The organism is Erwinia sp. 009765445 (genome assembly GCF_058137865.1).
On the sequence record NZ_JBYUWC010000010.1, the window covers coordinates 16,660 to 43,125 of the forward strand.

Annotated in this window: 25 protein-coding genes; 14 read left to right on the forward strand and 11 right to left on the reverse strand. The window is 58.0% G+C overall.

The features are described from left to right. Nucleotide 1 precedes the first annotated feature (1 nt). From AC3Y5R_RS12450 to AC3Y5R_RS12460, 3 genes are read left to right on the forward strand one after another with little or no spacing between them, the layout of a single operon-like run. Nucleotides 2–835, forward strand: coding sequence for an amino acid ABC transporter ATP-binding protein (locus AC3Y5R_RS12450; RefSeq protein WP_489921591.1), 834 nt, complete (start codon nucleotides 2–4; stop codon nucleotides 833–835). A gap of 17 nt (nucleotides 836–852) precedes the next feature. Then, entirely contained in the window at nucleotides 853–2,007 is a 1,155-nt protein-coding gene (locus tag AC3Y5R_RS12455) for an amidohydrolase (RefSeq protein ID WP_489921592.1), read from the forward strand. Between the two features lie 20 nt (nucleotides 2,008–2,027). Continuing rightward, the gene (locus tag AC3Y5R_RS12460; RefSeq protein ID WP_489921593.1) at nucleotides 2,028–2,870 is read left to right on the forward strand and encodes a VOC family protein; all 843 of its coding nucleotides are present in this window, start codon (nucleotides 2,028–2,030) and stop codon (nucleotides 2,868–2,870) included. Nucleotides 2,871–2,941: 71 nt separating this feature from the next. Here the strand turns inward: AC3Y5R_RS12460 and AC3Y5R_RS12465 are convergent, their stop codons facing one another. The 11 genes from AC3Y5R_RS12465 to AC3Y5R_RS12515 all read right to left on the reverse strand — a co-directional run bounded on the left by AC3Y5R_RS12465 (nucleotide 2,942) and on the right by AC3Y5R_RS12515 (nucleotide 14,231). Further along, a complete protein-coding gene (locus AC3Y5R_RS12465; protein ID WP_489921594.1) occupies nucleotides 2,942–4,486 on the reverse strand; it encodes a class I adenylate-forming enzyme family protein in 1,545 nt (514 codons plus the stop codon). Then, nucleotides 4,483–5,442, reverse strand: coding sequence for an ABC transporter ATP-binding protein (locus AC3Y5R_RS12470; protein ID WP_489921595.1), 960 nt, complete (start codon nucleotides 5,440–5,442; stop codon nucleotides 4,483–4,485). Before AC3Y5R_RS12470 ends, AC3Y5R_RS12465 begins: the two co-directional genes overlap by 4 nt. Then, the gene (locus AC3Y5R_RS12475) at nucleotides 5,439–6,446 is read right to left on the reverse strand and encodes an ABC transporter ATP-binding protein (RefSeq protein ID WP_489921596.1); all 1,008 of its coding nucleotides are present in this window, start codon (nucleotides 6,444–6,446) and stop codon (nucleotides 5,439–5,441) included. Before AC3Y5R_RS12475 ends, AC3Y5R_RS12470 begins: the two co-directional genes overlap by 4 nt. Then, on the reverse strand, nucleotides 6,443–7,321 hold the full coding sequence (locus tag AC3Y5R_RS12480) for an ABC transporter permease (protein ID WP_489921597.1): 879 nt from the start codon (nucleotides 7,319–7,321) through the stop codon (nucleotides 6,443–6,445). Before AC3Y5R_RS12480 ends, AC3Y5R_RS12475 begins: the two co-directional genes overlap by 4 nt. Before the next feature lie 2 nt (nucleotides 7,322–7,323). Then, nucleotides 7,324–8,289, reverse strand: coding sequence for an ABC transporter permease (locus tag AC3Y5R_RS12485; protein WP_489921598.1), 966 nt, complete (start codon nucleotides 8,287–8,289; stop codon nucleotides 7,324–7,326). A gap of 4 nt (nucleotides 8,290–8,293) precedes the next feature. After that, entirely contained in the window at nucleotides 8,294–9,934 is a 1,641-nt protein-coding gene (locus AC3Y5R_RS12490; RefSeq protein ID WP_489921599.1) for an ABC transporter substrate-binding protein, read from the reverse strand. Beyond that, complete coding sequence (locus AC3Y5R_RS12495) at nucleotides 9,931–10,365, reverse strand: PaaI family thioesterase (protein ID WP_489921600.1); 435 nt, start codon at nucleotides 10,363–10,365, stop codon at nucleotides 9,931–9,933. Before AC3Y5R_RS12495 ends, AC3Y5R_RS12490 begins: the two co-directional genes overlap by 4 nt. Next, nucleotides 10,362–11,375, reverse strand: a complete 1,014-nt coding sequence (locus AC3Y5R_RS12500; protein WP_489921601.1) for a quinone oxidoreductase family protein — start codon at nucleotides 11,373–11,375, stop codon at nucleotides 10,362–10,364. Before AC3Y5R_RS12500 ends, AC3Y5R_RS12495 begins: the two co-directional genes overlap by 4 nt. Before the next feature lie 338 nt (nucleotides 11,376–11,713). Further along, entirely contained in the window at nucleotides 11,714–12,526 is an 813-nt protein-coding gene (locus AC3Y5R_RS12505; RefSeq protein WP_489921602.1) for a MetQ/NlpA family ABC transporter substrate-binding protein, read from the reverse strand. An 18-nt stretch (nucleotides 12,527–12,544) separates the two neighbouring features. Continuing rightward, entirely contained in the window at nucleotides 12,545–13,213 is a 669-nt protein-coding gene (locus tag AC3Y5R_RS12510) for a methionine ABC transporter permease (RefSeq protein WP_489921603.1), read from the reverse strand. Continuing rightward, nucleotides 13,206–14,231: a methionine ABC transporter ATP-binding protein gene (locus AC3Y5R_RS12515; RefSeq protein ID WP_489921604.1), complete on the reverse strand. Its 1,026-nt coding sequence runs from the start codon at nucleotides 14,229–14,231 to the stop codon at nucleotides 13,206–13,208. Before AC3Y5R_RS12515 ends, AC3Y5R_RS12510 begins: the two co-directional genes overlap by 8 nt. 350 nt (nucleotides 14,232–14,581) lie before the next feature. Between AC3Y5R_RS12515 and AC3Y5R_RS12520 the strand changes: the two genes are divergently transcribed. The 11 genes from AC3Y5R_RS12520 to AC3Y5R_RS12570 all read left to right on the forward strand — a co-directional run bounded on the left by AC3Y5R_RS12520 (nucleotide 14,582) and on the right by AC3Y5R_RS12570 (nucleotide 26,402). Beyond that, nucleotides 14,582–14,755 carry a YnfU family zinc-binding protein gene (locus tag AC3Y5R_RS12520; protein WP_489921605.1) on the forward strand — a complete coding sequence of 58 codons (174 nt, stop codon included), beginning with the start codon at nucleotides 14,582–14,584 and terminating at the stop codon, nucleotides 14,753–14,755. 162 nt (nucleotides 14,756–14,917) lie between these two features. Beyond that, the gene (locus tag AC3Y5R_RS12525; protein ID WP_489921606.1) at nucleotides 14,918–15,766 is read left to right on the forward strand and encodes a beta-1,6-N-acetylglucosaminyltransferase; all 849 of its coding nucleotides are present in this window, start codon (nucleotides 14,918–14,920) and stop codon (nucleotides 15,764–15,766) included. A 95-nt stretch (nucleotides 15,767–15,861) separates the two neighbouring features. Continuing rightward, nucleotides 15,862–17,214, forward strand: coding sequence for an LLM class flavin-dependent oxidoreductase (locus AC3Y5R_RS12530; protein WP_489921607.1), 1,353 nt, complete (start codon nucleotides 15,862–15,864; stop codon nucleotides 17,212–17,214). Beyond that, nucleotides 17,214–18,125: a sulfurtransferase gene (locus AC3Y5R_RS12535; protein ID WP_489921608.1), complete on the forward strand. Its 912-nt coding sequence runs from the start codon at nucleotides 17,214–17,216 to the stop codon at nucleotides 18,123–18,125. Before AC3Y5R_RS12530 ends, AC3Y5R_RS12535 begins: the two co-directional genes overlap by 1 nt. A 23-nt stretch (nucleotides 18,126–18,148) precedes the next feature. Next, the gene (gene thiM, locus AC3Y5R_RS12540) at nucleotides 18,149–18,931 is read left to right on the forward strand and encodes a hydroxyethylthiazole kinase (RefSeq protein ID WP_489921609.1); all 783 of its coding nucleotides are present in this window, start codon (nucleotides 18,149–18,151) and stop codon (nucleotides 18,929–18,931) included. Between the two features lie 235 nt (nucleotides 18,932–19,166). Then, the gene (locus AC3Y5R_RS12545; protein WP_489921610.1) at nucleotides 19,167–20,807 is read left to right on the forward strand and encodes a TIGR04028 family ABC transporter substrate-binding protein; all 1,641 of its coding nucleotides are present in this window, start codon (nucleotides 19,167–19,169) and stop codon (nucleotides 20,805–20,807) included. Between the two features lie 14 nt (nucleotides 20,808–20,821). Beyond that, the gene (locus AC3Y5R_RS12550; protein WP_489921611.1) at nucleotides 20,822–21,766 is read left to right on the forward strand and encodes an ABC transporter permease; all 945 of its coding nucleotides are present in this window, start codon (nucleotides 20,822–20,824) and stop codon (nucleotides 21,764–21,766) included. A 37-nt stretch (nucleotides 21,767–21,803) separates the two neighbouring features. Further along, nucleotides 21,804–22,664 carry an ABC transporter permease gene (locus AC3Y5R_RS12555; protein ID WP_489921612.1) on the forward strand — a complete coding sequence of 287 codons (861 nt, stop codon included), beginning with the start codon at nucleotides 21,804–21,806 and terminating at the stop codon, nucleotides 22,662–22,664. Beyond that, a complete protein-coding gene (locus AC3Y5R_RS12560) occupies nucleotides 22,661–24,289 on the forward strand; it encodes a dipeptide ABC transporter ATP-binding protein (protein ID WP_489921613.1) in 1,629 nt (542 codons plus the stop codon). Before AC3Y5R_RS12555 ends, AC3Y5R_RS12560 begins: the two co-directional genes overlap by 4 nt. Further along, nucleotides 24,286–25,314 carry a putative FMN-dependent luciferase-like monooxygenase gene (locus AC3Y5R_RS12565; protein ID WP_489921614.1) on the forward strand — a complete coding sequence of 343 codons (1,029 nt, stop codon included), beginning with the start codon at nucleotides 24,286–24,288 and terminating at the stop codon, nucleotides 25,312–25,314. Before AC3Y5R_RS12560 ends, AC3Y5R_RS12565 begins: the two co-directional genes overlap by 4 nt. After that, on the forward strand, nucleotides 25,311–26,402 hold the full coding sequence (locus AC3Y5R_RS12570; RefSeq protein ID WP_489921615.1) for an alkylhydroperoxidase domain protein: 1,092 nt from the start codon (nucleotides 25,311–25,313) through the stop codon (nucleotides 26,400–26,402). The genes AC3Y5R_RS12565 and AC3Y5R_RS12570 overlap by 4 nt, the downstream gene beginning before the upstream one ends. Nucleotides 26,403–26,466: the final 64 nt, after the last annotated feature.

Consider the following 26,466-nt stretch of genomic DNA (forward strand, 5'->3'; position numbering starts at 1 on the left):
GATGTCCGAAGCCTTTGAACTCTATCCCCTGCATCCTGCGCCCTGCGTGGCCCGTTCGTCGCGTCCGCAGGCACAAGCAGGAAGAGTCGAAATCAGCAACATTAGCAAGCGCTACGGCGCGTTCACCGCGCTGGATAACGTCAGTCTGACCATTGAACCGGGGAGCGTAACGGTAATCCTCGGTCCTTCCGGTTCAGGCAAATCGACGTTGCTACGCACCATCAACCATCTGGAACGCGTCGATGAAGGTTTTATTCAAATCGACGGCGACTATGTGGGCTACCGCCGCAAGGGCGACCGCCTGTATGAGCTGAAGGAGCGGGCGATCCTGAAACAACGCATTCAGGTCGGTTACGTGTTCCAGAACTTCAATCTTTTTCCGCATATGACGGTGCTGGAGAACATTATCGAAGCGCCGGTGGTGCATGGTTTGCTGACCCGTAAACAGGCCGTACTGCGTGTTCACCAACTGCTGGAAACGGTAGGTCTGGCTGACAAGGCAGATGCCTGGCCGCGCCAGCTTTCCGGCGGACAGCAGCAGCGGATCGCCATCGCCAGGGCGCTGGCACTCAACCCAAAGGTGTTGCTGTTTGATGAACCCACTTCGGCGCTGGATCCGGAGCTGGTCGGCGAAGTGCTGGAAGTGATTAAAAATCTGGCTGAGTCTGGCGTCACTCTGGTGGTGGTGACCCATGAGATCGGCTTCGCCCGCCAGGTGGCAGACCACGTGGTGTTTATGGTTGACGGCAAAATTGTCGAAACCGGCAGCGCTGAGCAGGTGCTCAGCCACCCGACACATCAACGTACTCAGCGCTTTTTACAGCGCGTATTGTGACTTTTCCCGGAGGTGATATGAGTAATTTTACTGACCAACTGGTGGCCTGGCGACGGGAGCTGCATCAGAACCCTGAACTTTCTAATCAGGAGTTCGCCACGTCTGAACGCATCCGCAAGTGGCTGCAGCAGGATCAGATCCGCGAAATCGACTTCGGGCTGAAAACCGGTGTGGTGGCCGAAATCGGTCAGGGTGAACCGCTGATTGCCCTGAGGGCCGACATCGATGCGCTGCCGATTGAGGAAGCGACTTCCCTGCCCTTTAAGTCCGTTAACGCAGGGGTGATGCATGCCTGCGGTCATGATATCCATACCTCGGTGATGCTGGGCGTGGCACGATTGTTAAAAGCGCGCGAAGCCACCCTGCCAGGCCGCGTACGCTTTCTGTTCCAGCCTGCTGAAGAAGCCTTTAACGGTGCAAAACAGCTGCTTAAAGCCGGAGCATTAAAGGACGTGCAGGCTATTTTTGGCATGCATAACGCGCCGGAATACCCGGTCGGCACGCTGAAAACCCGTGGCGGAGCTTACTATGCCAATGTCGATCGCTTCACTCTCCGCGTGACGGGCAAAGGTGCCCATGCCGCGCGTCCTCAGGAAGGCATCGACTCAATTGTCATTGCCAGCAGCATTGTTACCGCTCTGCAAACCCTGCCCAGCCGCACCTTCAGCTCGCTGGAGTCGGTGGTGGTCAGCATCACCCGAATTGAGGGCGGCAATACCTGGAACGTGCTGCCGCAGACCATTGAGCTGGAAGGGACGGTGCGTACCCACAATGACACAATCCGTGAGCAGATCCCAGGCAAAATCCGCCAGGTGATAAACGGCGTCGCCGCCACGTTTGGTGGTAAAGCCGAGCTGATCTGGCAGCCTGGTCCGCCTGCGCTGCACAACACGCCGGAGTGGGCCGATTTCAGCCTGAATGTCGCCCAGGAGAGCGGCTATCTGGTCGAAGAGGCCGGACTGCAGATGGGTGGTGAAGACTTTGCCTTTTACCTGCAGCAGATCCCCGGCGCCTTTGTCAGCATCGGCAGCGCCAGCGAATCTGGCCTGCATCACCCTGAGTTCGATCCCGATGAAGCGATACTGGCCCCGGCCGCCCGCTATTTCAGCCAGCTGGCCGAACAGGCGCTGCTGCGGGTCGGCAGCCACCAGCCCCAGTCAATCCCGGCTTAACCGCCATAACGGAGAGAAACATGTCTGACTTAACGCCTGTTGTCGATCACGTGGTGATCAACGTTGCCGACAGGCTGGACGACGCGTCCAGCCTCTATCGCCGCCTTGGCTTTCAGCTGACGGCCCGTGGTCATCATTCCCTTGGCTCCAGCAACCATCTGGCGGTGTTTGGGGAAAACTACCTCGAGCTGCTGGGCTATGAGCGAGGCGCTGCGGACCTGCGTAAGGCGATCTGGACCTCACCGCCCGGCCTGAACGGCCTGGTGTGGAAAACCCCCGATGCGGATCAGGCCTGGCAACATCTCCGCCAACAGGGTCTTGCAGGCGAACCGCCGGAGAGTTTTTACCGGCCGGTCGAATTACCCGACGGCAGCGAGCAGCAGGCCCGCTTTCGCACCGTCAGGCTGAGAGAAGGCACCGTCCCCAACGGCCGCAGCTTCTTCTGCCAGCATCTGACGCCGGAAGCGGTCTGGCAGCCCGAGTGGCAGCGGCACCGTAATGGCGTGGCGGATATTACCGATTTCGTGATTGTCGCCAGCGATCCTCAGCAGGCCGCGGAGGTTTACCGCCAGCTGTTCCCGACAGCCAGCCTGAGTTCCGGCAGCCAGCAGTCGCTGTCTTTGCAGGCCGGGAAAGCCACCGTCTCGTTCCTGCCCCCGGAGTCTGCCATTGCCCAGTATGGCTCTCTGCCGGCGGATTTCGACGGTTCACCGCGCATGGCTGCGCTGGGATTGCGAACCACCTCGCTGGACGCCGCCCGCCAGAGCCTGCTGGGAGGCGATATTCGCTTTACCGGACGTGACAATGCCCTGCTGGTCGGTGCCGGTGACGCTTTCAACCTGGCGCTGCGATTCTGGCAGTAGCAGCATAACAAAACAGGCGTCTGAGAGTTTCTCACGACGCCTGCCTGCTTTTCTCAGCTTCCCGGTTCCCTTCAGGCTATCTCCGCCTGCGGATTATGCCAGCCATTGGTTTGTTCCAGCTCTCTCGCCTGGCGGACCAGCATGTTACGATCCACTTTATTGGTTCCCGCCCACGGCAGTTCGGTGACAAAAGCAATGCGTCGTGGATGCTGGTAAGCCGGTGCATTTGCCAGAGCATGCTGCTTCAATTCCTCTTCGCTGAGCTGGCTGTCCGGTCGCAGCACCACAAATGCCACCGGCACCTGGCTGCGCTCCTCGTCCGGCAGCGGCACCACGCAGGCCTGCCGCACCAGCGGATGGGCTTCCAGCGTTTTTTCCACCTCAACCGGATAGATATTCTCCCCGGAGCAGACAAACATATCGTCGGCGCGGCCGACAAAATAGTAGAAGCCCTGCTCATCGCGCTGCATCACATCTCCGCTGTAGTACCAGCCGTCATCCAGCACTTCAGCACTTTTTTGCGGTAAACGATGATAGCCCGGCGTCACGGCGGGATTACGCATGCGTAACACGCCCTGTTGCGGCCCCTCTCCTCCAGTCAGCTCAATTTCTCCCTGCGCCAGCGGGTAGCCCAGTGACAAAGGTGGCGTCGGCAGACCCTCCGGATGAGGACCAAACACGGCCGGCCCCGCCTCGGTGGTGCCGTAGCCATGGCTGATTGGCACTCCGGGGAAGGCGAGTTTCAGGCGATCCAGCAGGCCCAGTGTCATTGGTGCGGAGCCCAGCATGATTTTGCTCAGCGCGCTGAAGTCATACTGCGCCAGCAGCCGCTGATCCCTGAGCAGGCGGGCAAACATGGTCGGCACCGCCGTCACCACGTTAATGCGGTAGTGGGACAAAGCGTGCAGGTAGCTGTCGATGCTGAATGAGGGCAGCACCACCAGCAGGCCGTTGGCGGCAAATACGCGCTTGGCAAAGAACAAACCATTCATATGGAACAGCGGCTGCGCTACCAGATAGCGCTGCTGCGGGCCGTCCGGTTCCACGCCACCCAGCCGGGTGGCTTCCAGCGCCCAGCGCTGCCCGTAGTGGGTCAGCGGCACGCCTTTGGGACGCCCGGTTGAGCCAGACGTATAGAGGATCATCGCCAGTTCGTCCGCCGCGGGCTTCACACCGGCATAAGGCTGAGGGCGGATTAGCCGGGCAAAACCGGTCGGCCCGGCCTGATCGAAACTGATGGTGGTGACCACTTCCTCCAGTACCGCCTGCCGTGGCTCATCAACAAAAGCCAGCCGGATATCCGCATCCTTCACCAGATAATGCAGGGTCTCCGCAGGCACTTTGATATTCAGCGGCACCGCCACCAGACCGGCCCGCATAATGCCAAAATAGGCCGCCAGATACTCCGCCCGGTTGAGCGAGGCAATGGCGATGGCCGATCCACGGGGATGCCCCTGCGCCAGCAGAAAATGCGCCACGCCACCGGCCAGCTCGTCAATCTGCCGGTGGCTGTACTCTCTGGGATGGGCTGCATCATGCAGATCGATTATCGCGGTACGATCAAGGGGCAGGTGTCTGTCGATCAGGTCACCCAGGTTCTGGTGTAAAGCGCTCACAATGAGCCTCCGGATTCAGTTAGGGGAAAATGGCATGCCAGCAGGCGCCCGGCAGTAAGCGGACTGAGTTCCGGCCGTTGTTCACGGCACTTCTGGCTGGCTTTCGGACAGCGGGTATGAAAGGCACAGCCGTCCGGGGGTGACAGCGGGCTGGGCACCTCGCCCTGTAAAATGGTTTCAGCCGGGCGATGCAGAGGATCGGCAACCGGGGCCGCGGCCAGCAGCGCTGCGGTATAAGGATGGGCGGGGTTTTGCCACAACGCTGCTGTCGGCCCGCTCTCCACCACCCTGCCCAGATACATCACCATCACCCGGTCGGCGATGTATTCCACCACTGACAGGTCATGGGAAATAAACAGATAGGCAACGTTGCTTTGCTTCTGGATATCCCGCATCAGGTTGATGACCTGGGCACGGACAGAAACATCCAGTGCTGAGACGGGTTCATCGCAGATCACCACGCCCGGCGCCAGCGCCAGCGCGCGGGCAATGCCGATACGCTGTCGCTGCCCTCCTGAAAACTCATGAGGGTAACGACTGGCCGCCGAGGCCGGTAAACCGACCTTCTCCAGCAGCTCCGCCACTCTGTCCGCTATTGCCTGACGTTTCCATCCCGCCACCTGCAAGGGTCTGGCAATGCTGGTGCCGACGATCTGGCGTGGATTCAGCGAGCCTTGCGGATCCTGAAACATCATCTGCACCTGACGACGAAACGGCAGCAGCTGTTTTCCCTGCAGAGCGCTGACTTCCTCACCGCCGACCCACAGCGATCCCTCACAGGGGATCAGCCGCATCAGGGCTTTGCCCAGCGTGGATTTGCCGCAGCCGGATTCGCCCACCAGCCCGAGTGTCTCTCCGGCCTGCAGGGTCAGGCTGACATCAGAAAGAGCATAAACGTCGCCGTCATCAGTCCGGTAGCGGACGCTGAGATGACTGGCTTCAAGGACTGAATTCATCCTCTGCCTCCGGCCTGTTTGCGTTGGGGATAATCAACTTCCTGCGCCAGATAGCAGGCGGCAACGTGCTGGCCGCCAACAGCGATCGGTGAAGGTGGCTGTTTGCGGCATTGCGGCTGCGCCAGCGAGCAGCGTTCATAAAAGGCACATCCGGCAGGCAGATCGATCAGCGTAGGCACTCGTCCCGGAATATCTGTCAGCCTTTCCCGCTGGCCGCCTGAACGCGGCGTGGCCTGCAGCAATCCCCGCGTGTAAGGATGAGAGGGCGACTGAAACAGCGACAGCACCGGTGCCTCTTCGACTTTTCGTCCGGCGTACATCACCGCGACCCGCTGGGCCATTGACGCCACCACGCCCAGGTCATGGGTGATCAGCATCAGCGCCATCCCGGTTTGCTGTTGCAGTTCTCGCAGCAGGTCAAGGATTTGCGCCTGAATGGTGACGTCCAGCGCGGTGGTGGGTTCATCGGCGATCAGCAGCGCGGGTTCACAGGCGATCGCCATGGCGATCATCACCCGCTGCGACATCCCACCGGAAAGGCGGTGAGGATATTCACGCATCCGCCGTTGCGGATCGGGGATATGCACCCGCTTCAGCAGGCTCACTGCCCGATCCCAGGCGGCCTGGCGGCTCAGCCCGAGATGCACACGCAGGACCTCCATCAGTTGAGTGCCCACCATTTTGACCGGGTTGAGCGAGCTCATCGGGTCCTGAAATATCATCGAGATCCGCCGTCCGCGCAGTTGCTGAAACTGACGCTCCGACAGCTTCGCCAGGTCATGTCCCTCAAAAAGGATCCGGCCACTGCTGATACTGGCGACTGACGAGGGCAACAGCCCCATCATCGCCAGCGCGGTCAGGGATTTGCCGCAGCCTGACTCGCCCACCACTGCCAGCGTTTCTCCCGGCCACAGGTTCAGGGATAGCGTGTCCAGCGCCGTTACTTTGCAGGAACCAACGCGCAGCGACAGGCTGAGATCCTGCATTTCCAGCAGCGGCTTCATGAGCGGTCCCTTAGTTTTGGATTCAGTGCATCATTCAGTCCATCTCCAATCAGGTTCAGGGCCAGCACGGCCAGCATGATGGCCGTGCCGGGAATGGCGCAGATGTACCAGGAGGAGCGGATCAGCGTACGTCCTTCCCCTACCAGCCTGCCCCAACTCGCCAGGTTCGGATCGCCCAGACCGAGGAAAGAGACCACCGATTCGTAGAGGATGGCGCCAGCTACCACCAGCGAGGCCAGCACGATCACCGGCGGCAGCACGTTGGGCAGGATTTCGGCGGTCACCGTTTTCAGGCTGCTCATGCCGCTGGCACGGCAGGCCAGCACAAATTCCCGCTCTTTAAACGACAGGAATTCTGCCCGCGTCAGCCGGGCAATCGGCTGCCAGGAGACCAGTCCGACGGCAATAATGATATTGACCATTTGCGGCCCAAGCACTGACACCACCGTCAGGACAAAGACCACGTTAGGGATCACCTGGAACAGCTCGGCTACCCGCATCAGCAGCTCGTCCACCCAGCCACCGAACCATGCCGCCGTCGCCCCGACAGTGACACCAATCAGCGTGGCAGCTAAGCTTGCCACCAGCCCAATTAGCAGAGTGGCACGAGCCCCATGCAGAATCAGCGCAGTAATGTCCCGTCCCAGCGAATCGGTGCCTAACGGATAGTGCCAGTCCTGAAATGGCCAGATCTCCGGCATTGCCACAATACGCAACGGATCTTTCGGATACAGCCAGCCAGCACTCAGCGCCGCCAGTACGATAAGCAGAAGGATCAGCAGGCCGAAAACGGCACCAACATGGCGGCTGAAGGCGCGGAAAAAACCCGAACGGCGGGGAGAAGAAGCCACAGCAGGCAACGTCGTCAGTGACATGCTCAGCTCCTTATCCGGGGATCGAGCCGGGAATAAACCAGGTCGACGGCAATGTTGATGACGATCACCAGTACCGAACTCAGCACCAGCACGCCGAGGATCACCGAATAGTTACGGCTCATCACACTGTCAAACAGCACCTGTCCCAGGCCGGGCCAGCTGAACACCGCTTCAATCACGATGCTGCCACCGAGGACCGTTCCCAACTGCAATCCCAACAGCGTGACTACCGGCAACAGGGCATTACGCAGGGTATAGGCGATAATCACCCTCGCCCGACTCAACCCTTTCGCCCGCGCAGTACGCACAAAGTCCATCTGCCAGACTTCCAGCATCGAAGCCCGCATCACCCGCGCATAGGTGGCGGCATAGAACAGCCCCAACGCCAGCGCAGGAAGGACCAGGTGGTGCAGTATATCCAGCGCATGACCCCAGACTGACAAATTGGCACCGATGGTCTCCATGCCGCCGACCGGGAACCAGCCCAGCCTGACGGAGAACAGGATGATCATCATGATCCCCAGCCAGAAGCTGGGGGCGGCAAAACAGAGCACCGCCAGCACCGAAATCACCGTGTCCCACAGGCTGTTAACCCTGACCGCCGCCAGCACGCCCGCGCTGATACCCACAATCGCGGCCAGTGCAATACTCGCCAGCATCAGGATCAGCGTGGCAGGCAGGTGCGCGATGATCACGTCAATCACCGGCATGTTCTGCCGGTAAGAGAAGCCGAGATCCAGCTGGCAAACCGCCATCAGGTAGTGCAGCAACTGCATCAGTGCCGACTGATCCAGCCCGTACAGGTGCCGCAGGCGCTCAATCATCGCCGGATCGGTGACCTGCTGTTCGGCGGTCATTACGTCCAGCAGGCTGCCGGGTACCAGCTTCATCAGGGCGAAGTTAATCACGATCACCCCGAGTAGCAGCGGAATACCCTGCAATACTCGTCGCAACAGTAAACGCAGCATCACTTTACCCCGCCAGCCAGACGTCGTTGAGTGAAGTGCCCTGCACGTTGGCGTCAGTGGTAAAGTTGCGGACGTTTTTATGCGCCAGAGTGTAAGACTGCATCTCGACAAGCGGCACAATCGGCACTTCAGTGCTGGCAACACGGGCGAACTGCTGTACCAGCGTTTTGCGTTTTGCTTCATCCGTTTCGACGGTGATTTGCGCGACCAGGCGGTCCACTTCGGCACTGCTGAAGCCGGTGGCGTTGCGGAAAGCGGCCCCTTTGACAATGCCATCCGTGGTGAAGAACTGCGTCACGGTCGGCACCGGCTCAATTGGCGCGGTAAAGTTAGAAATGGCGATGTCGTAATCGTAATCGCTGTAGATTCGTTTCAGCGCGGTGGCGCGGTCGACGGAGTCGAGCTTCACGGCAATGCCCACGTCTTCCAGTGCCTGTTTAAGGTACTGACCTAGTTTGGCATTCTCCTCAAACCAGGCGGCTGCCAGCAGATTGACCGTAAAACGTTTGCCGTCCTTCAGCGGCAAACCTGCCTGGTCGAGCAGCTGTTTTGCCTTTTCAGGATTGAAATCATATTGCGGCACATCATCGGTGAAAAATAGCTTGTTGCTACTGAAAATCGGCGAAACTGCAACCTTTCCACGACCGAAATAAATGGTGTTGAGAATAAACTGCCGGTCGATGGCGTGGAGGATCGCCTGACGCACTTCACGCCGTTTAACGTTATCCCGACGCTGGTTAAATTCTGCTGTTACCGTCCAGGCTGAGTTTTCGTAGCCGCGAGTATCCAGCACAATGTTGCCGGTTTTGACCAGGCGATCAATTTCACGGGCGGGAACCGGGTTCGAATAGCCCACGTTCAGCTCTCCGGTTTCCAGCGCAGCCGTGCGCGAGGCGGCGTCGCCCCACCAGCGGACGATCAGCTTGTCCAGGTAAGGCTGGCCGGTGCCCCAGTAGTGCTCGTTGCGGGCATACTCCACATAGCTGCCGCGAACCCAGTTACCATAGCGCCACGGTCCGGTCCCCACCGGGCTGTTGTTGACCGGGTTGGTGAGGATATCTTTGCCTTCATACAGGTGTTTCGGCAACACCAGCTGATACTGGCCCGCCAGCGTCGATTTCAGGAAAAACTCCGGCACCGGCACGGAGAAGTCCAGCTTAACGGTATGGGCATCCACCGCCTCAGCGGTTTGCAGAGATTTCAGCGCAATCCCTGCGGAGATCGCCTTCCAGTGCTGAAGGGCGTTGAACACTACGTCATCGGCGGTGAAGTCTTTACCATCGTGCCATTTCACTCCCTGACGCAGCACCATAGTCCAGCTTTTAAAGTCGGCCGAGGGCGTAACGCTTTCAGCCAGCGCGGGCTGAAACACCAGGTTGTTATCCAGCTTCAGCAGGCGCTCAAGAATTTTGGTCGAAGTCTGAAACGGCGCGGAACCGCCGCCGCCAGGCACATAAAGCGCCTGCGGTTCCAGACCGCCCCAGGAGATCACCAGCGTGCCACCCCGCTTTGGCGTGGTCAGCGTTTCCGTTGCGGCGGCGGCCTGGCTGATAAGTGAAAATCCACTGATTTTCGCGGCAGCGGCCAGCGCGGTGCTACCTGCCGCCAGTGTCAGAAGACGGCGACGTTGAATATTAATGCTCATGCTTTTCCCTCAGTGGTCACGGCCGACATGGCATAGCTTGCCCGGCCTATCGCCAGCAGTTGTCCCTGCTGGTTAAAAACATCCACATCCGCCACGCCTACAGTCCGTCCGCTGCGGCGCACTGTGGCGACCACTCGCAGGTCGGTATCAATGGCCGGGCGAAGATAGTCGACACGAAAATTAATGGTCGGCAGCCCCTGTCCCAGCAGCATACCGAGGGCAAAATCCCCGACGGTGTCTATGACCGAGGCCAGCGGGCCACCATGCCATTGTCCGCTGCCAGCCTTGCGCTCAAACTCGGCGCGCATCGGCACGGAGACGGTCAACGTTTCGTTCTGATAGTCGATCTCATCGACGCTGATATTGAGGAAATGGATGAAGGGTGAAGCCGCAAAAATCGCCTGCAGGTCGGCACGGGATAACAGGCTCATGCCACCACCACCTTGCCAAACACCCGGCGCTCTTCCAGCGAGGCCAGCGCTTCAGATCCCTGCGCCAGCGGCCACTGCCGATCGATGACTACCGTCAGTTTTTTCTCTGCGACAAGCTGCAACAGGCTGTGCAGATCTTCCCGCTCCCAGCCGTTAGAGCCGCGAATTTGCAGCTCATAGGTCCAGATATAACGCAGGTCTTCCTGCGGCGAAAAGCCTGCCGTCGCACCACAGGTCAGCACCCGCCCGCCCACTCTCAGCACCCGCAGAGACCTCACCCAGCTGTCACCGCCGGTAAAATTAACCACCACGTCCACACCTCCCGGTTCAACAGCGCTGCGGCGACGGGCAGGTTTGCCATGACGGGCAAAGATGGTCTTCATGAAATCTTCGTCGCGGTAGAGGATGGTCTCATCCGCCCCCAGCTCGCGCAGGCGCTGCGCTTTCTCCTCGCTGCCCGCACAAGCGATGACCCAGGCCCCGGCCAGTTTAGCCAGTTGCACACAGCAGACGCCCACACCACCGCTGGCACCCAGGATCAGGACTTTCTCCCCTGGCTGGATCTGGCCAATGTTCTGCATCATGCGCCAGGCCGTGCCGTAAGCTACCGGCAACGCGGCGGCCTCGCTGAAAGAGACGCTTTCCGGCAGGGCAATCAGTTGGTGGGCAGGAACCCGACAATATTCCGCCAGGCCACCATGCGTGGTCTCGCCCAGCAGGCCGCCGTCAACGCGATTGACGGGGTCCGCCAGCACGCGATCGCCAACCTGCCACCCCTTCACCTGGTCGCCAACGGCACTGATTTCCCCTGCCACATCCAGACCGATAATCACCGGCAGCGGCAGCGTGATGCCGGGCATCCCCCGGCGCGTGAAGATATCGTGATAGTTAAGAGAGGAGGCCCTGACCCGCAGGATGACATCATGCGGTCCGGGCTGAGGATCCGGAAAATCGTTTTCCAGGCGTAGCTGGTCATTACCGCCATGCTCACGCAGTACTATTGCTTTCATTTTTTCCCCGAAAAAGATCTAAGGGCGCGAAACCGCGCCGGGTTGAGCCTGCAAATAAAAAAACATGATTCCGCTTTACCCGGCAAAGGTAAATAAACAATAACGGCAAAGTTAACCTGTAAAGTTAATAAGTCAGAATCAGATTTAGTCATGCATTATTGTTATTTAGCCGGGCTGGGGAGGCCCCCCCCGTACAGGATAAATATAATTTCATATTTATCCTGAATGCTGCTCGCAAAAAAAAAGGCCCCAGCCGAAGCAGGAGCCTTTACAGACACTATGATTTCCTTAGCCCATAATATTTACATCTGGCTGATCAAACCATGAAGAATGAACAATCAGTTATTAACAGGAATAACGGCACCTTTATATTTTGTGCGGATCCAGTCCTGAATCGGTTTGGAGTGCAGAACCTTCACCAGCGCGACAATATCCGGTTTGTTTTCATCACCGCGATGCACGGTGATGATATTGGCGTACGGGTTGTTCTCGCCGCTCTCAACTGCGACAGGATCTTTTACCGGGTTAAGGCCCGCATCAATGGCGTAGTTAGCGTTGATCACCACCGCATCGCCTTCGTCATTGTTGTACATCTGCGGCAGCAGCGCACCCTCAACGTTGGCCAGGAACTGCAGGTGTTTCGGGTTAGAAACGATGTCGCTGATGCGCGCGTCAATTTTGCTCACGCCCGGCTTCAGTTTAATCACACCCTGCTTTTCGAAGATTGAGAGAATACGCCCTTCTTCCGCCACCGCGTCACGCATGATCACTTTGCCGTTCTGCGGCAGGTCTTTCAGCGATTTGTACTTTTTGGAATAGATCCCGATTGGCTCAATATGGATCGCCCCGGCGCTGACGAAATCATAGGATTTGTCACCGGCATGGTCTTTCAGCACGCTGTTCAGGTATGGCACATGCTGGAAGTAGTTGGCGTCGATATCATGGCTGGCCAGCGCGGTGTTTGGCAGGATGTAGTCCTGGAAGGGTTTAATTTCCAGATCGATGCCCTGCTTAGCCAGGATTGGTTTGGCCTGCTCAAGGATTTCCGCGTGCGGTACGTTAGAAGCACCCACGGTCAGCGTATCCGCCCATGCGCTCAGACTCAGCGCACCCAGAGTTGCTGCAGCCAGCAGCGTCAGTGTTTTTTTCATTATTCATTCCCTCAAAAGTTAACGTTTGTCGAGCCGTGTGGTTATCACATCACCTAAAAACTGGATGATAAAAACGATCAGCAGAATGGTTACGGTTGCCACCAGCGTCACGTCGCCGTGATTACGCTGGAAGCCTTCCAGATAGGCCAGGTTGCCGAGGCCGCCTGCGCCAATCACGCCAGCCATCGCGCTGTAGCTGACCAGCGCGATCAGCGTTACCGTGATGCCGGAAACCAGCGCCGGGGAAGATTCCGGCAGCAGTACGCGGAAGATCAGCGTGCTCAGGCGCGCGCCCATCGACCGTGATGCCTCAATCACGCCCTTATCAACTTCACGCAGGCCAATTTCTACCAGCCTTGCGTAAAACGGTGCCGCGCCAACAATCAGCGCGGGAAGCGCCGCGTTGGCGCCGAGAATGGTTCCAATCAGCGTTTTGGTGAACGGGATCAGCAATACAATCAGAATGATGAACGGAATGGAGCGGAACACGTTCACCAGCACGGAAATCACGGAATACAGGGTGCGGTTCTGGAATAATCCGCCGCGTGCGGTCAGGAACAGCACCAGTCCCAGTACAATCCCAAATACGAACGTCGCCACTCCAGCCAGCGAGGTCATGTACAGCGTCTCTGCGGTGGCGGCCCACAGCTGGTCCAGCTTCAGATGAGGAAAAAGAGTCTCAGTCATTTGTTACCACCTCAGTCGTGATGCCATAGCCGTGCAGGTCGTTCAGAATGTTTTCCAGCTGGCTGCCGCTGGCGGCCACCTGCAGCCACAGCTCACCGAAGGTGCCACTGGCGGTCTGGGTCATCTTTCCGTGCAGAATATTAAACGGCAGCGCGTATTTCAGCGTCAGTTCGCCAACGACTGGCTGTCCGGTATTTTGCCCGACAAAAGTCAGCTTCAGCACGGTTCCGGCATGGCTGTTCACCAGCTCCGCGTTAAATGGCGTTTCGGCACTGTTATAACCCGCTGTCTGCCTGACAAACTGACGGGTGATGGGCTGCTGCGGATGGGTAAAGACCGACAGTACCTCGCCCTCCTCCACGATTTTTCCGGCTTCCATCACCGCCACGCGATGACAGATTTTGCGCACCACATGCATCTCATGGGTGATCAGCACGATAGTCAGATTCAGCTTGCGGTTAATATCCAGCAGCAGATCGAGGATCGCATCGGTGGTTTGCGGGTCCAGTGCGGAAGTCGCCTCATCGCAGAGCAGCACTTCCGGGCTGTTCGCCAGCGCGCGGGCAATCCCTACGCGTTGTTTCTGCCCGCCGCTCAGCTGCGACGGATAGGTGTTTTCTTTGCCGCTCAGCCCAACCAGTGCAACCAGTTCCTTAACCCGTGCCTGGAGCACCGCTTTCGGCGCCCCGGCAATTTGCAGGGAAAAGGCAATATTTTCGCTGACCGTCCGCGACCAGAGCAGGTTGAAATGCTGAAACACCATGCTGATTTTCAGCCGGGCCTTGCGCAGCGCCTCGCCCTTCGCCTGGGCAATGTCCTGCCCGGCAAGGGTCACGCTGCCTGAAGTGGGCTTCTCCAGCCCGTTGAGCAGGCGGATCAGGGTGCTTTTTCCCGCGCCGCTGTAGCCAATAATGCCGTAAATCTGTCCCTGTCCGACCCGGAGACTGACGTCCTCCACGGCGGTTATCGGGCCGCTGCTGGCCTGAAAAGTTTTAAATACGTTTTGCAGAACGATCATGGAGCTGTCTACCCGTGTTCAGCTGTGTCGCTGATTAAATGAACTGATGATTTTTAATACATTATTGGAAAAACTTATGTCCACGGGATAGTAGGGACGCGACAATAAATAAGAAAAGATTTTAAAAGCATGACTTATAGCGAAACAGAATTGAAAACCGCCGCGGGTTGTTAAGCTATCTTCCGGATAACCTTAGCGAACAAATGGATTTATCCCTGCCATCAGCAGGATGCTTTGAGCAAAAAAGAACCTCCACCGAAAAGCAGAATAAAAAAATAAACGAAAGCATCGTAAGCTATCCGCAGCTAATGGGTATATAGTTGCTACCCATTAGCCGCGGTGTGCAGATTATGTCATATTTTTCCGTATTGAATTTTTTCAGGGAGAAAACCATCCGTGTCGCCTGCCCGGAGTGCGCCTTTGTCACCGAACATGATGCGAATAAAGTGCGCAGAAACAGTCCACTTATTTGTCTCCATTGCGGTAGTTTATTTTTAGCTAAAGAAAAAAGTCGACACCCCTGATCCTCATTTTTCACTTCACTTACGCTCTGTTTTTATTTCAGAAAACTCGCGCCCACTTAACATCATGTTAATTGAGTGTTTAGCCTCTCTGCCTGCCTCTCAATAGTTTGCCGATACTTTTAGCAAAATTGAGTCACGTTACCGATAAAAGGATCCAGAACTATGATTGCCTATTTTATTTTAGTTCACCGCTACCCCGAACAATTCCGTCGCATGTTCAACGCTATCTGGCATGCTGATAACCACTATCTGATCCATGTGGATAAGCGCAGCGGGATAGCATTACAGAAAGAAATTGCAGTATTTTTATCAGGTTATCCTAATGCCTCACTGTTAAAAAGCGAAAACATGCAGTGGGGAGGCTACAGCCTTGTGGATGCAGAACTGCGGGGAATGGCAGAATTATTAAAAGTAAATGCTCAGTGGGATTTTTTCATCAACATGAGCGGCCAGGATTTTCCCTTAAAATCTCAGGAGTCTGTTTTTGATTTTCTTAAGCGGCACCGGGGAAAAGATTTTCTTAAATTAATGAATCAGCGGGACTGTCGCCCTGAAACGTTGAACCGAATCGAACACTATTTTCTTGAGCAGGACGATCGGATGAGTGAACCGATGATGCCCAGACGCTTTCTCAGTGGCGTCACGCCCTATATCGGTAATCAGTGGATGATGGTCAGCCGCCAGTTTTGTGAGTTCGTGACGAAAAGCCCGGAAGTCGAACGATTCAGACTGTTTTATCAGAACACATTAATTCCCGATGAGGGCTTTTTCCAGACGGTAATGATGAATACCAGTTACCGGCCAAATGTCATTAACGATGATAAAAGAGAGATTGACTGGATACCTGCCGGAACAATTAAGCTGCGGCCCCGTGATTATACGGTCAGAGATGTGGGCATGTTGAAAAAATCACCACATCTTTTTGCCCGTAAATTTGATGAAACCATCGACAAAAATATTCTCAGTCTGCTGGAAAAACATTTATCTGCCGTGGAGACACATGTGGCCTGATGCTAATTACATTTCCGGATAACCTTAGTCGATAACAGACTTTGTCCCGGAGAACGTGATTGCTATAACGTCTTAATTTCACCGGGAAAGACGTTATGCCACACACTATGCATCTTGCCGCCTTTATGAATGCCGGGCCAATGGGCACTTCAGGCTGGCGGCACCCCGATGCCAGTCCGGCTTTTTTATCCCCCAGCTACTATCGTCAGGTGGCCCGCCTGCTGGAGTCGGCCTGCTTCGATCTGGCTTTTATTCCTGATGCGCTGGCCGTGCCCCGCTCCCTGGGGGGCTCTTTTCGACCCGCTGTTGAGTGGGGATCGGGTACTCCCCGCCTGGACCCGATGGTGATCCTTGGAGTGATGGCGGGTGTGACCGAACATCTTGGTCTGGCCGCGACACTCTCCACCGGTTATCACGAGCCCTGGCATCTGGCCCGTTCTCTGGCTACGTTCGATCACGTGAGCGAAGGCCGTGCAGGCTGGAATATCGTCACCTCCTTTCAGGACGCCGAAGCTCAAAACTTCGGTCACCCGCGTCTGCCCCCGCGCGAGGCTCGCTACGCCCGTGCCGAAGAAGTTCTGCAGGCCACCACTCAGCTGTGGGACAGCTGGCAGGACGACACGCTGATTCAGGATAAGACCAGCGGCGTGTTTGGCGACCCGGATAAAGTCCATGCGGTAAATTACAGCGGGCAACACGTCTCTGTTCAGGGACCGCTGAGTGTCCCGCGTTCCCCACAGGGTTATCCTTTGTTGATTCAGGCTGGCGCTTCGCCTTCCGGAAGGGATTTTGCTGCCCGCTGGGCGGATGTGATTTTCTGCAGCCACGAGTCACTGGGATCTGCCATCGACTTCTACCGTGATATCAAACAACGCGTGGCCCGCTTTGGTCGGGATCCGACGCACGTCAGGATCCTGCCAGCAGCGACCGTCGTCGTAGCCGAAACCGATGCTGAAGCTCAGACAAAGCATCGTGCCTTTGCTGAACTGGTGCATCCGCTGGCGGGCCTGTCCCGTCTGGCTTATCACGTGAATGTCGACCTGACGCAATACGATCTGGATGGGCCGCTGCCCGAACTGGAAGAGGTGGGCGTGCAGGGCCACTATGAAGAGGTGCTGGAGTTCGCCCGCCGTGAAAACCTCAGCATCCGCGAAATTGGCCGCTGGTACGGTGCCCGTACTGAAGGCAACATGGTCGGTTCGCCACAAACCATCGCTGACAATATGGCGCTCTGGCTGGAAAAAGGGGCGGCCGATGGCTTTATGATCCAGGCCACCCATCTGCCCGGTGCTTTCGAAGAGTTTGTTCAATTTGTGGTGCCGGAGTTACAGCGTCGCGGCCTGCATAAGACTGAATACCAGGGAGCAACTGCGCGTGAGCATTTCGGCCTGGCAAGACCTGAGCGCGATGCCTGGCAACAGCGTGCCAATTTGCGGGGTGAAAAATAGTGACTTCACTGCCCTCCTCACCATTAGTTGAAGCCAGCTGGCTGGCTGAACATCTTGCTGAAGTCGTCGTACTCGACTGCTCAATAGCGCGGGAACAAACGCCGCAGGGCCAGACACGCTACGTCAGTGGGTTGCCGCTGTTCCTTCAGCAACATATTCCCACCGCACGTTTTGCCGATTTGACCGGCGCATTTTCCCATGCCGATGCCGCTTTTCCATTTACCTGCCCAACCGCCGGAGAGCTCTCCACGGCGCTTCAGGCCGTGGGCGTCAGTCAGCACGACAGCATCGTGGTTTACGACCAGCTGAACGGCGCCTGGGCGGCCCGCCTCTGGTATCTGCTGACGGTAGTGTTCAATTTCCCTGCGGTTCGCTGCCTGAACGGCGGTCTGCCAGCCTGGCACTCTGTCAGTGGCCAACTGTCCTCAGGCGCGCCATCTGACCTGGAGGCTGGTGATGCTCAGGTCAGGCTGTGCAACAGCAGCGCAATGCTCACCACCAGGCAGGTTGCCGCACTGGCTGAGCAGGCACCCGACCGCCAGCGCCCGCTGATCTGTGCCCTGCGCCACGCGCAGTATACCGGTGAAGAAGGTAGCGATCCGCGCACTGGTCATATCCCCGGTAGCCTCAGCCTGCCTTATCCAGTGCTGCTTGATGACGAAGGTCGTATCGATCGTGACCGCGTGATCTCTGCTTTGCAGATGCTCGACCTGACCGCTGACAGCGAGCCGGTGCTGTACTGCGGCGGAGGCATCAACGCGGCAGGACTGGCCCTGGCGCTGGCTGCCGCCGGGTTGCCTGCCGGGCAAATTGCTCTGTATGACGATTCTCTCAACGGCTGGCTGGGCGACCCTTCACTGCCCACTCTTCGCGGGGCTGCGCCCGGTAAATGGCCCTCTTCGCTTAACTGACGTAGCAATACCTGGAAAAAAACATGAAAAAACTGAGCTGGAATGACCCGATTGTGCGTGACGAGCTGCGTCGACTGAAATCCCTCAAGCCTTTTTGCTATGGCCTGACCAATTATATTGCGGCGAATTTATCCGCCAATGTCCTGCTGGCAGTTGGGGCTGGACCGGCGATTGGCGCAGCGCTTGACTGGCAGCGCGCCTTCGGCAGCCATGCTCATGCAGTGTGGATCAACGCCGCCTGCCTGATGTCCAACACTCCAGCCGAAGTCGCTGAAGCAGCGATCGCTGCCCACGGAGCAGGCGTTCCCTGGGTACTCGACCCGGTCGCCGTGGGTGCCGGAGCGGTGGAATATGATGCGGTGATCCAACATCTGCTCAGCCACAAACCTACCGCTATCCGGGGCAATGCTTCGGAGCTGGTCGCACTGGCGGGCGGAAGCGGCGGTGCCCAGGGCGTCGAAACCACGCTGGGGGCGGAACAGGCGCTGCTGGTGATCCAGCAGGAAGCGTTGAAGTACGATACCGTGATCGCAGTCAGCGGCGCGGTGGATTACATCACCGACGGGCATCATACCATCAGTGTTGCAGGTGGAGATGCCCGACTGACCCAGGTGACGGGAGCAGGCTGCAGTCTGGGAGCACTGAGCGCGGCTTTCCTCGCCGGAAGCGAAAACCCTCTCTATTCCGTGGCCGCGGCCCATGCAGTGTATGCCGAGGGGGCCCAGCGTGCGTCAGGAGCTAAAGGAACCGGCAGCTTCGCCGTACAGTTCCTCGACCAGCTTTCACTGCTAGATCCAGACGAATAAGAGGGAACCCGCCCGACTGAGTTGTTGGCTCAGGCATTCCCCGAATTTTCAGATACAAAAGCTCTGCAACAGCGGGGCCTTTTAATTAAAGAATGAATTCACCTGGCGACAAAGCTGACCGACGTTTATTCAGCAAGTGATTAACCTTAGCTGATTTTCCTGGTTCACCTTACCCCTTATGCAGGCTGATATTTATTATCACTACACCGTAATAACTGACAATAAAGGATCGATCATGCCGTCTTCTTTTCGTCTGCAGGCACTGTACCGCCCGCTGGCCCTGAGTGTTTCATTAGCGTTATTTGCCGGGAATGTTACTGCTGCCGATCAGCCTGTTCAGGGCGGCACACTGATCTATCTTGAACAACAGGCGCACACCAATCTTTATCCTCCGGCCGGGGGATTTTACCCCAACGGCGGCATTCTCAATCAGATCACCGACAAACTCACCTGGCAAAACCCGGCGACATTGCAGGTGGAGCCGTGGGTAGCAGAGAGCTGGAGCAGTAATGCGGATAAGACGGAATACACCTTTAAACTGCGCCCCGGCATCACGTTCTCCGACGGCACGCCGCTGGATGCCAACGCTGTGGCAAAGAACTTTGATACTTACGGGCTGGGTAACAAACAAAACCGCCTGCCCGTCTCCGAAGTGATCAATAACTACGATCACAGCCAGGTGATTGACCCGTTAACGGTGAAATTCTTCTTTAAAAAGCCTTCACCCGGTTTCCTGCAGGGGACTGCCACGATTGGTTCCGGGCTGGTTTCGCTCAGCACGCTGGCCCGCAGTTTTGACGCACTGGGCGATGCGCGGCACATTATCGGTTCCGGGCCGTTTGTGGTCAGCGATGAGAAGCTGGGCCGCGAAGTGGATCTGGTGGCCCGCAAGGATTATCACTGGGGGCCGAAAAGCCTGCAGCAGCAGGGTCGCGCCAATCTTGATGCGATAAAAGTGATCGTCACGCCGGAAGACAGCGTGCGCATCGGTGCGCTGTTGGCCGGCCAGGCCGATCTGATCCGCCAGGTACAGGCCTATGACGAGAAACAGGCCACCGGGCAGAAATTTCCGATCTATGCCGCGCCCACGCGTGGAGTGAATGACAGCATCAGTTTCCGTCCGGATAACCCGCTGGTGGCCGACCTGAACGTTCGTCAGGCATTGCTGCACGCCACCAACAGCCAGCAAATTGTCGATACCCTGTTCTCACCAAACTATCCCCGCGCCACTTCCGTGCTGGCGAAGTCGGCCGCAGGCTATGTCGATCTCCGTAAGCAACTGAACTATGACCCTGAGCTGGCGAAAAAACTGCTGGATGACGCGGGCTGGAAACCTGGCAGTGACGGCATCCGCCAGAAAGATGGCGCGCGCCTGGCGCTGACTGTGTATGAATCCCTGCCACAGCCGCAGAACAAAGAAGTGCTGCAGCTGGTGGCCCAGCAATGGAAACAGGTTGGCGTCAGCCTTGCCGTACGGGCAGGCGATGCAGGCAGCCATACGGTGGATAACCTCGATCCGCTTAAAACCCCGCTGACCGTTTCCGAAGTGGGACGCGCCGATCCGGACGTAGTGAAAAGTATGTTTTACCCGACGAATCGCGATGCCCTGTTGCAGAAAGGCGGCTCCAGCAGCAGCGTGAAGCAGTTCCGTGATGACAAGCTGAACGCGCTGCTGGTAGCCATCTCCGCCGAAACCGATGCACAAAAACGTCTGGCGCTGACCGGCGACGCACAGCGCTATCTGATTGACCAGGCCTATAACATTCCGATTTTCGAAGAGCCGCAGGTCTTCGCCGGTGCTCCGTGGCTGAAGGGCCTGAGTTTTGAAGCGGTCGGCCGTCCGAGTTTCTACGGCGTCTGGCTGGAAAAACACTGAGGGGAGAAGCAACCGTGACGCGCTATCTGACTTTCCGTGCCGGGCAGGCACTGCTGGTACTCTGGGCGGCATTCACCGTCTCCTTTGTGCTGCTGCAAGTGCTGCCGGGGGACGCCATTCTGATTAAGTTTCAGAACCCGGATCTCGGCCTCAGCCCGGCGCAAATCGAGGAGATGCGTCAGGCTTATGGTGCCAGCACGCCGTTGTGGCAACAGTATCTGCATACGCTGCTGGCGATGCTGCGCGGCGATTTTGGCTTCTCCGTACAGGCTGGCGTACCGGTCGCTCAGCTGATTGCGGAGAACTTCCCGGCCACGCTGCGGCTGGCGATCCCTGGCTTTCTGCTGGCGGTGTTGATTGCCGTGCTGCTGGCCTTTTCCAGCAGTCTGCTGGGGCTGCGCTGGCTGAAAAATGCGTTGCAGTCTCTGCCTTCGCTGTTTATCGCCCTGCCCACCTTCTGGCTGGGCATTGCGCTGATCCAGATCTTCTCTTTTCAGCTGCGCTGGGTGCCGGTGATCAATCCCGGTGAATGGGTGGGTCTGATCCTGCCGGTGATCACCCTTGCGGTGCCGATCTCCGCCCCGCTGGCGCAGATCCTGATCCGCAGCATCGACAGTGTGCAGACACAGCCCTTTGTCGCCGTGGCACGGGCCAAAGGTGCCAGCCAGCGCCGCGTGCTGCTGCATCATGTGGCACGAAATGCGCTGATCCCGGTGCTGACCATCGCAGCCCTGCTACTGGGAGAGCTGATTGCCGGTGCACTGATCACCGAAACGGTATTCGGCCTCAGCGGTCTGGGACAGCTGACCCAGCAGGCGGTGAATAATCAGGATGTCGCGGTACTGCAGGCCATTGTGATGATTTCCGCCACCGGTTTTGTGCTGGTTAATCTGCTGGCCGACCTGGTGACGCCGTTGCTCGATCCCCGTCTGAACCACTATCAGGGGGCCACCGCATGAATGGACGCAACCCTGTGACTGCTCCGGAGCCCTCAGTATGAGCCTTGCCGATTTGACCGATCGTACCTCATCCCGCACCCGGCGCGTATTTTCCCCACGGCGCTGGCAGGTTCAGCCAGGCCTGCTACTGGCCTGGGCAGTGATGCTGATTGCCATACTCTGGGCCGTGGCACCGGAATGGTTCACCCACTACAGCGGTACCGAAGGCGTGGCTGGTGCGCAGCGCCTGGCACCGCAGGCCGGACACTGGCTGGGTACCGACCAACTGGGCCGTGATGTTTACGCCCGCATTGTCTGGGGAGCCTCGCACTCGCTTTCCGGCGCGCTGGTGGCGGTGCTGCTGGGCCTGGTGGTGGGAACGTTGCTTGGCGTGCTGGCCGGGGCAACCGGTGGCCGGACAGAGACGGTACTGATGCGCATTGTCGATGTTCTGCTCTCCATTCCCGGCCTGCTGCTGTCACTGAGCATTATCATTCTGCTCGGCTTTGGCACGGTCAATGCTGCCATCGCCGTCGGCATAACATCGGTAGCGAACTTTGCGCGGCTGACGCGGGCGGAAGTGCTTCGCGTGCGGCACGCCGATTATGTCGAAGCAGCTTACGGCAGCGGTGGTACCTTTCTGGCCGTGCTGTGGCGGCATATTTTACCCAACTCCCTGACGCCGGTGCTCGCCTTCGCCGCGCTGCAGTTCGGCAATGCGATTCTGGCGATTTCCACCCTCAGCTTCCTGGGGTATGGCACGCCACCGCCGACGCCGGAATGGGGTCTGCTGATTGCGGAAGGCCGTAACTATCTCTCCACGGCATGGTGGCTGACCACCTTCCCCGGGGTGGTGGTGGTTTTAGTCGTGCTGGCGGCTAACCGCATTAGCCAGCAGTTTGCAGGAGAACGCCGATGAGCAATGCAGCCTTACCGATCCTTGAAGTGAAAAATCTTAACGTTGGCTATCGCAGCCGCGGCGAGCAAAAACGCGTGGTGCATAACGTCAGTTTCGCCCTGTATCCGGGAGAAATTGTGGCGCTGGTTGGCGAATCCGGCTCCGGCAAAACCTCTACAGCGCAGGCTATTATTGGTTTGCTGGCGGAAAATGGTCAGCGTGAGAGCGGCGAGATCCTGCTCAACGGCGTGGATATCAGCCAGTGGCCGCAGAAACGGCTTGATCAACTGCGTGGCGCCCGCATCAGCCTGATCCCGCAGGATCCCGGTAGCTCGCTCAACCCGGTGAAAACCATCGGGGATCAGGTGGCCGAGGTGATCCGCCTGCATCAGCGTCTGAGCCGCCAGCAGGAAAAAGAGAAGGTCATTGCCCTGCTGGCCCGCGTCGGGCTTTCACATCCGGAATTGCGCGCCCGTCAGTATCCACACCAGCTCTCCGGCGGTATGAAACAGCGGGTACTGATCGCCATTGCCGTCGCGCTGCAGCCGACGCTGATCATCGCCGATGAGCCAACCAGTGCACTGGATGTCACCGTGCAAAAGCGCATTCTGGATTTGATTGCTGAACTCTGCCACGAAACGACCACTGCGGTGCTGCTGGTGACTCACGATCTGGCGGTGGCTGCAGCGCGGGCGGACAGAATAGTGGTTTTCCGTCACGGCAAAATCCAGGAACAAGGCACCACGGCGGCACTGCTGTCTGATCCACAGAGTGCCTATACGCGGCAGTTGTTTGCCGACGCCCCGGCGTTCTCTGCGCCAGTGCTCTGTATGAGTAAAAAAGCCCTGGCGCTACCCGCGATAGAAATCGACGGGCTGCATAAGCAGTTTGCGTTGGGCCGCGGACAGAAGCAGCAACTGCGGGCGCTGGACAACGTCTCATTGCAGGTCGCCAGGGGCACCACTCATGCACTGGTTGGCGAGTCTGGTTCAGGCAAAACCACGCTGGCGAGGATCCTGCTGGGGTTTGAACGGGCCGACAGCGGCAAAATTCAGCTTGGTGGTATTGAGGTGTCAGGCTTAAGCGGTGAGGCGCAGCGGCTGCTCCGGCAAAAAATTCAGCTGGTGTACCAGAATCCTTTTACCACGCTGGACCCATCGCAGACGTTGTTTAAGGTGATTGAGGAACCTTTACTCAACTTCGCACGGCTGGACAAAAAAGAGCGACAGGCACGGGTGGAGAGTATTGCTCAACGTGTGGCCCTGCCGCTGGAGTTGCTCACGCGCAAACCCCGTGAGCTGTCAGGAGGCCAGCGCCAGCGTGTGGCAATAGCCCGCGCACTGATCCTCGAACCGGAAATTCTGGTGCTTGATGAAGCAACCTCCGCGCTGGACGTTACGGTTCAGGCACAAATTCTTGCCCTGCTGCGGCAGTTGCAGCAGGAACTCGGCTTAACTTACCTGTTTATCTCGCACGATTTAGCCACGGTCCGTCAACTGGCCCACAGCGTCTCGGTGCTCCGCGCCGGGCAGCTGGTTGATCATGGCGCAACAGAGGCTGTCTTCACCCAATCGGCCAGTGAGTATACCCGCGAGCTGATCGCCGCAATCCCCGGCTTCGCCCCCATCAGTAAGGAAATCTTATGACTAAACGACTCGGCTTTTTTACCCGTCTGCTGGATAAAACCACGGCTCAGGAGCGCTACCGTCTGGCGACGCTGCAAATCCAGCATGCGGAAAAATGGGGCTTCGATACCGCATGGATAGCCCAGCACCACTTTCACGAAAATAGAGGCGGTCTGCCTTCCCCTCTGGTGTTCCTTGCCAGCGTGGCGGCACAGACCTCGCGCATCCGGTTGGGCACAGCCATTATCACCCTGCCACTGGAAAATCCACTGCGCGTGGCGGAAGATGCGGCAGTGCTCGACCTTCTGGCTAATCACCGGCTGGAGATCGGCCTCGGGTCCGGCGGTACGCCCACTTCATTCCTGCCGTTTGAGCTGACGATCGAACAACGTGCCGACGCTTTTGCCAAAAACCTTGCCACGCTGCTGGCGGCCTGGCGTGGAGAGACACTGTCGCATCCGGAAAACCATCTGTATCCACCCGCGCTGCAGCTGGCTGACCGACTCTGGCAGGCAACATTCTCTGTGGAAGGCGCAGCGCGAGCCGGAGCAGCCGGTCATGGTCTGATGCTGTCCCGGACGCAGCCCCGCCCGCCCGATCAGCCTCTGCTGCCACTGGAAGATATCCAGAATACGATGATTGATGCCTATCTGGCCGCGCTGCCTGCCGGGACTGAACCGCGCATCCTTGCTTCAAGGACCGCTTTCGTCACCGATAGCGGCAGCGAAGCCCGGGCGTTGGCGGTCACCGGCCTGTCTGCGCAGGCGGTCGAGCACCGCGCTGCCGGGTACCTGATTTCAGGTTCCAGCCTGGATGACTATATTGCGGCTTTTGATGTACATCTCGGTTCACCCGCAGAGGTTGCTCATTCCCTGCGGCAGGATACGGCGCTGGCCAGAGCTACCGATGTCTCTTTCCAGGTGCATTCCATTGATCCTCCCCATCCTTACATTCTGCGATCCATTGAGTTACTGGCCAGCGAGGTCGCCCCCGCACTCGGCTGGCGAAATGCCGCAGACACACTGACAACCGGAGAAACCCTGTGACCCAGACAACAGATTTGCTCGATCAACTGGCAGAAATCATTCCGGGCAGCCCGCTGGCCGATGCCCGGGCGGTTCGCGAAGCCGCCACGCAACATGCTCAGGGCAGCTATGAAGTGCTGTTTTCCGCTGAGGATCGCGATTTCCCGCTCAGCTGGCGTTTTGCCCTGGCGCAACAGATCGCCGGATGGCATCAGGATGAACGCCTTTCCGCTCACTACGCGCATCAGGCTGGCGAGCAGCCCGACAGCGAAAAATATCATCTGGCCGTGGCCCATGCCGAGACCCTGACATTTACGCCTGCCGCATCCGGCCCGCAGCATTTGCAGGAGCTGCAAAAAGCGGGCTGGAGCGTGGATGCCATAGTGACACTGTCACAACTTATCGCTTTTGTCAGCTTTCAGAGCAGGCTGCTGACCGGATTAAGATTGCTGAATAACCAGCAAATTACCTCTTCTGCCCGACCGGCGGTTGCGGCAGTGTGGCACACAACACCGGAGACCGCTTCCGGCCGAAAAGCTCCGGTGGCTTTTACCCAGCAGGAACTGGGCTGGGAACCCTGGATAGCGGCTAAACCTCTGGCAGAATTTAACGCCGTTGAACAGGCCACACTGGCAAAGTTCGGTCACAGTGACTCGGACTATTTCCGTCTGCTGGGCCGTAACCTGCCCCTGCTGGAGCAACGCACGCTTACCGATAAAGGCATTTTCTACACTGCTGATGGCCTGCCACGCGCGGAACGTGAACTGGCAGCGGCGGTGGCCAGCAAAGTTAATGGTTGTATTTTCTGCACTTCAGTGCATGCCCGCAAGGCCAGCCAGTTGTCGAAGAAAAGTGATGCCGTGCAGCAGCTGATCGACACGCCGCCGGGAGAACCGCTGGATGGCAATCAGACTTCCCGCTGGCAGGCAGTGATTGCGTTTGCTGCGGCACTGTCGGCCACGCCTCATTCGCTCAGGGCTGAGCAGTTAACTCCCCTGCGAGAGGCCGGACTGGATGAATTAGCCCTGCTGGACCTGGTGCAAAGCGCGGCCTTTTTTGCCTGGGCCAATCGGTTGATGCTGACGCTGGGGGAACCTTTTGTGCCCTGATTCAGGCTATGTTGGTGGGCGCCGGGTGTCAGGAGATCGCTAAACGTTTCACACCTGCTCATAA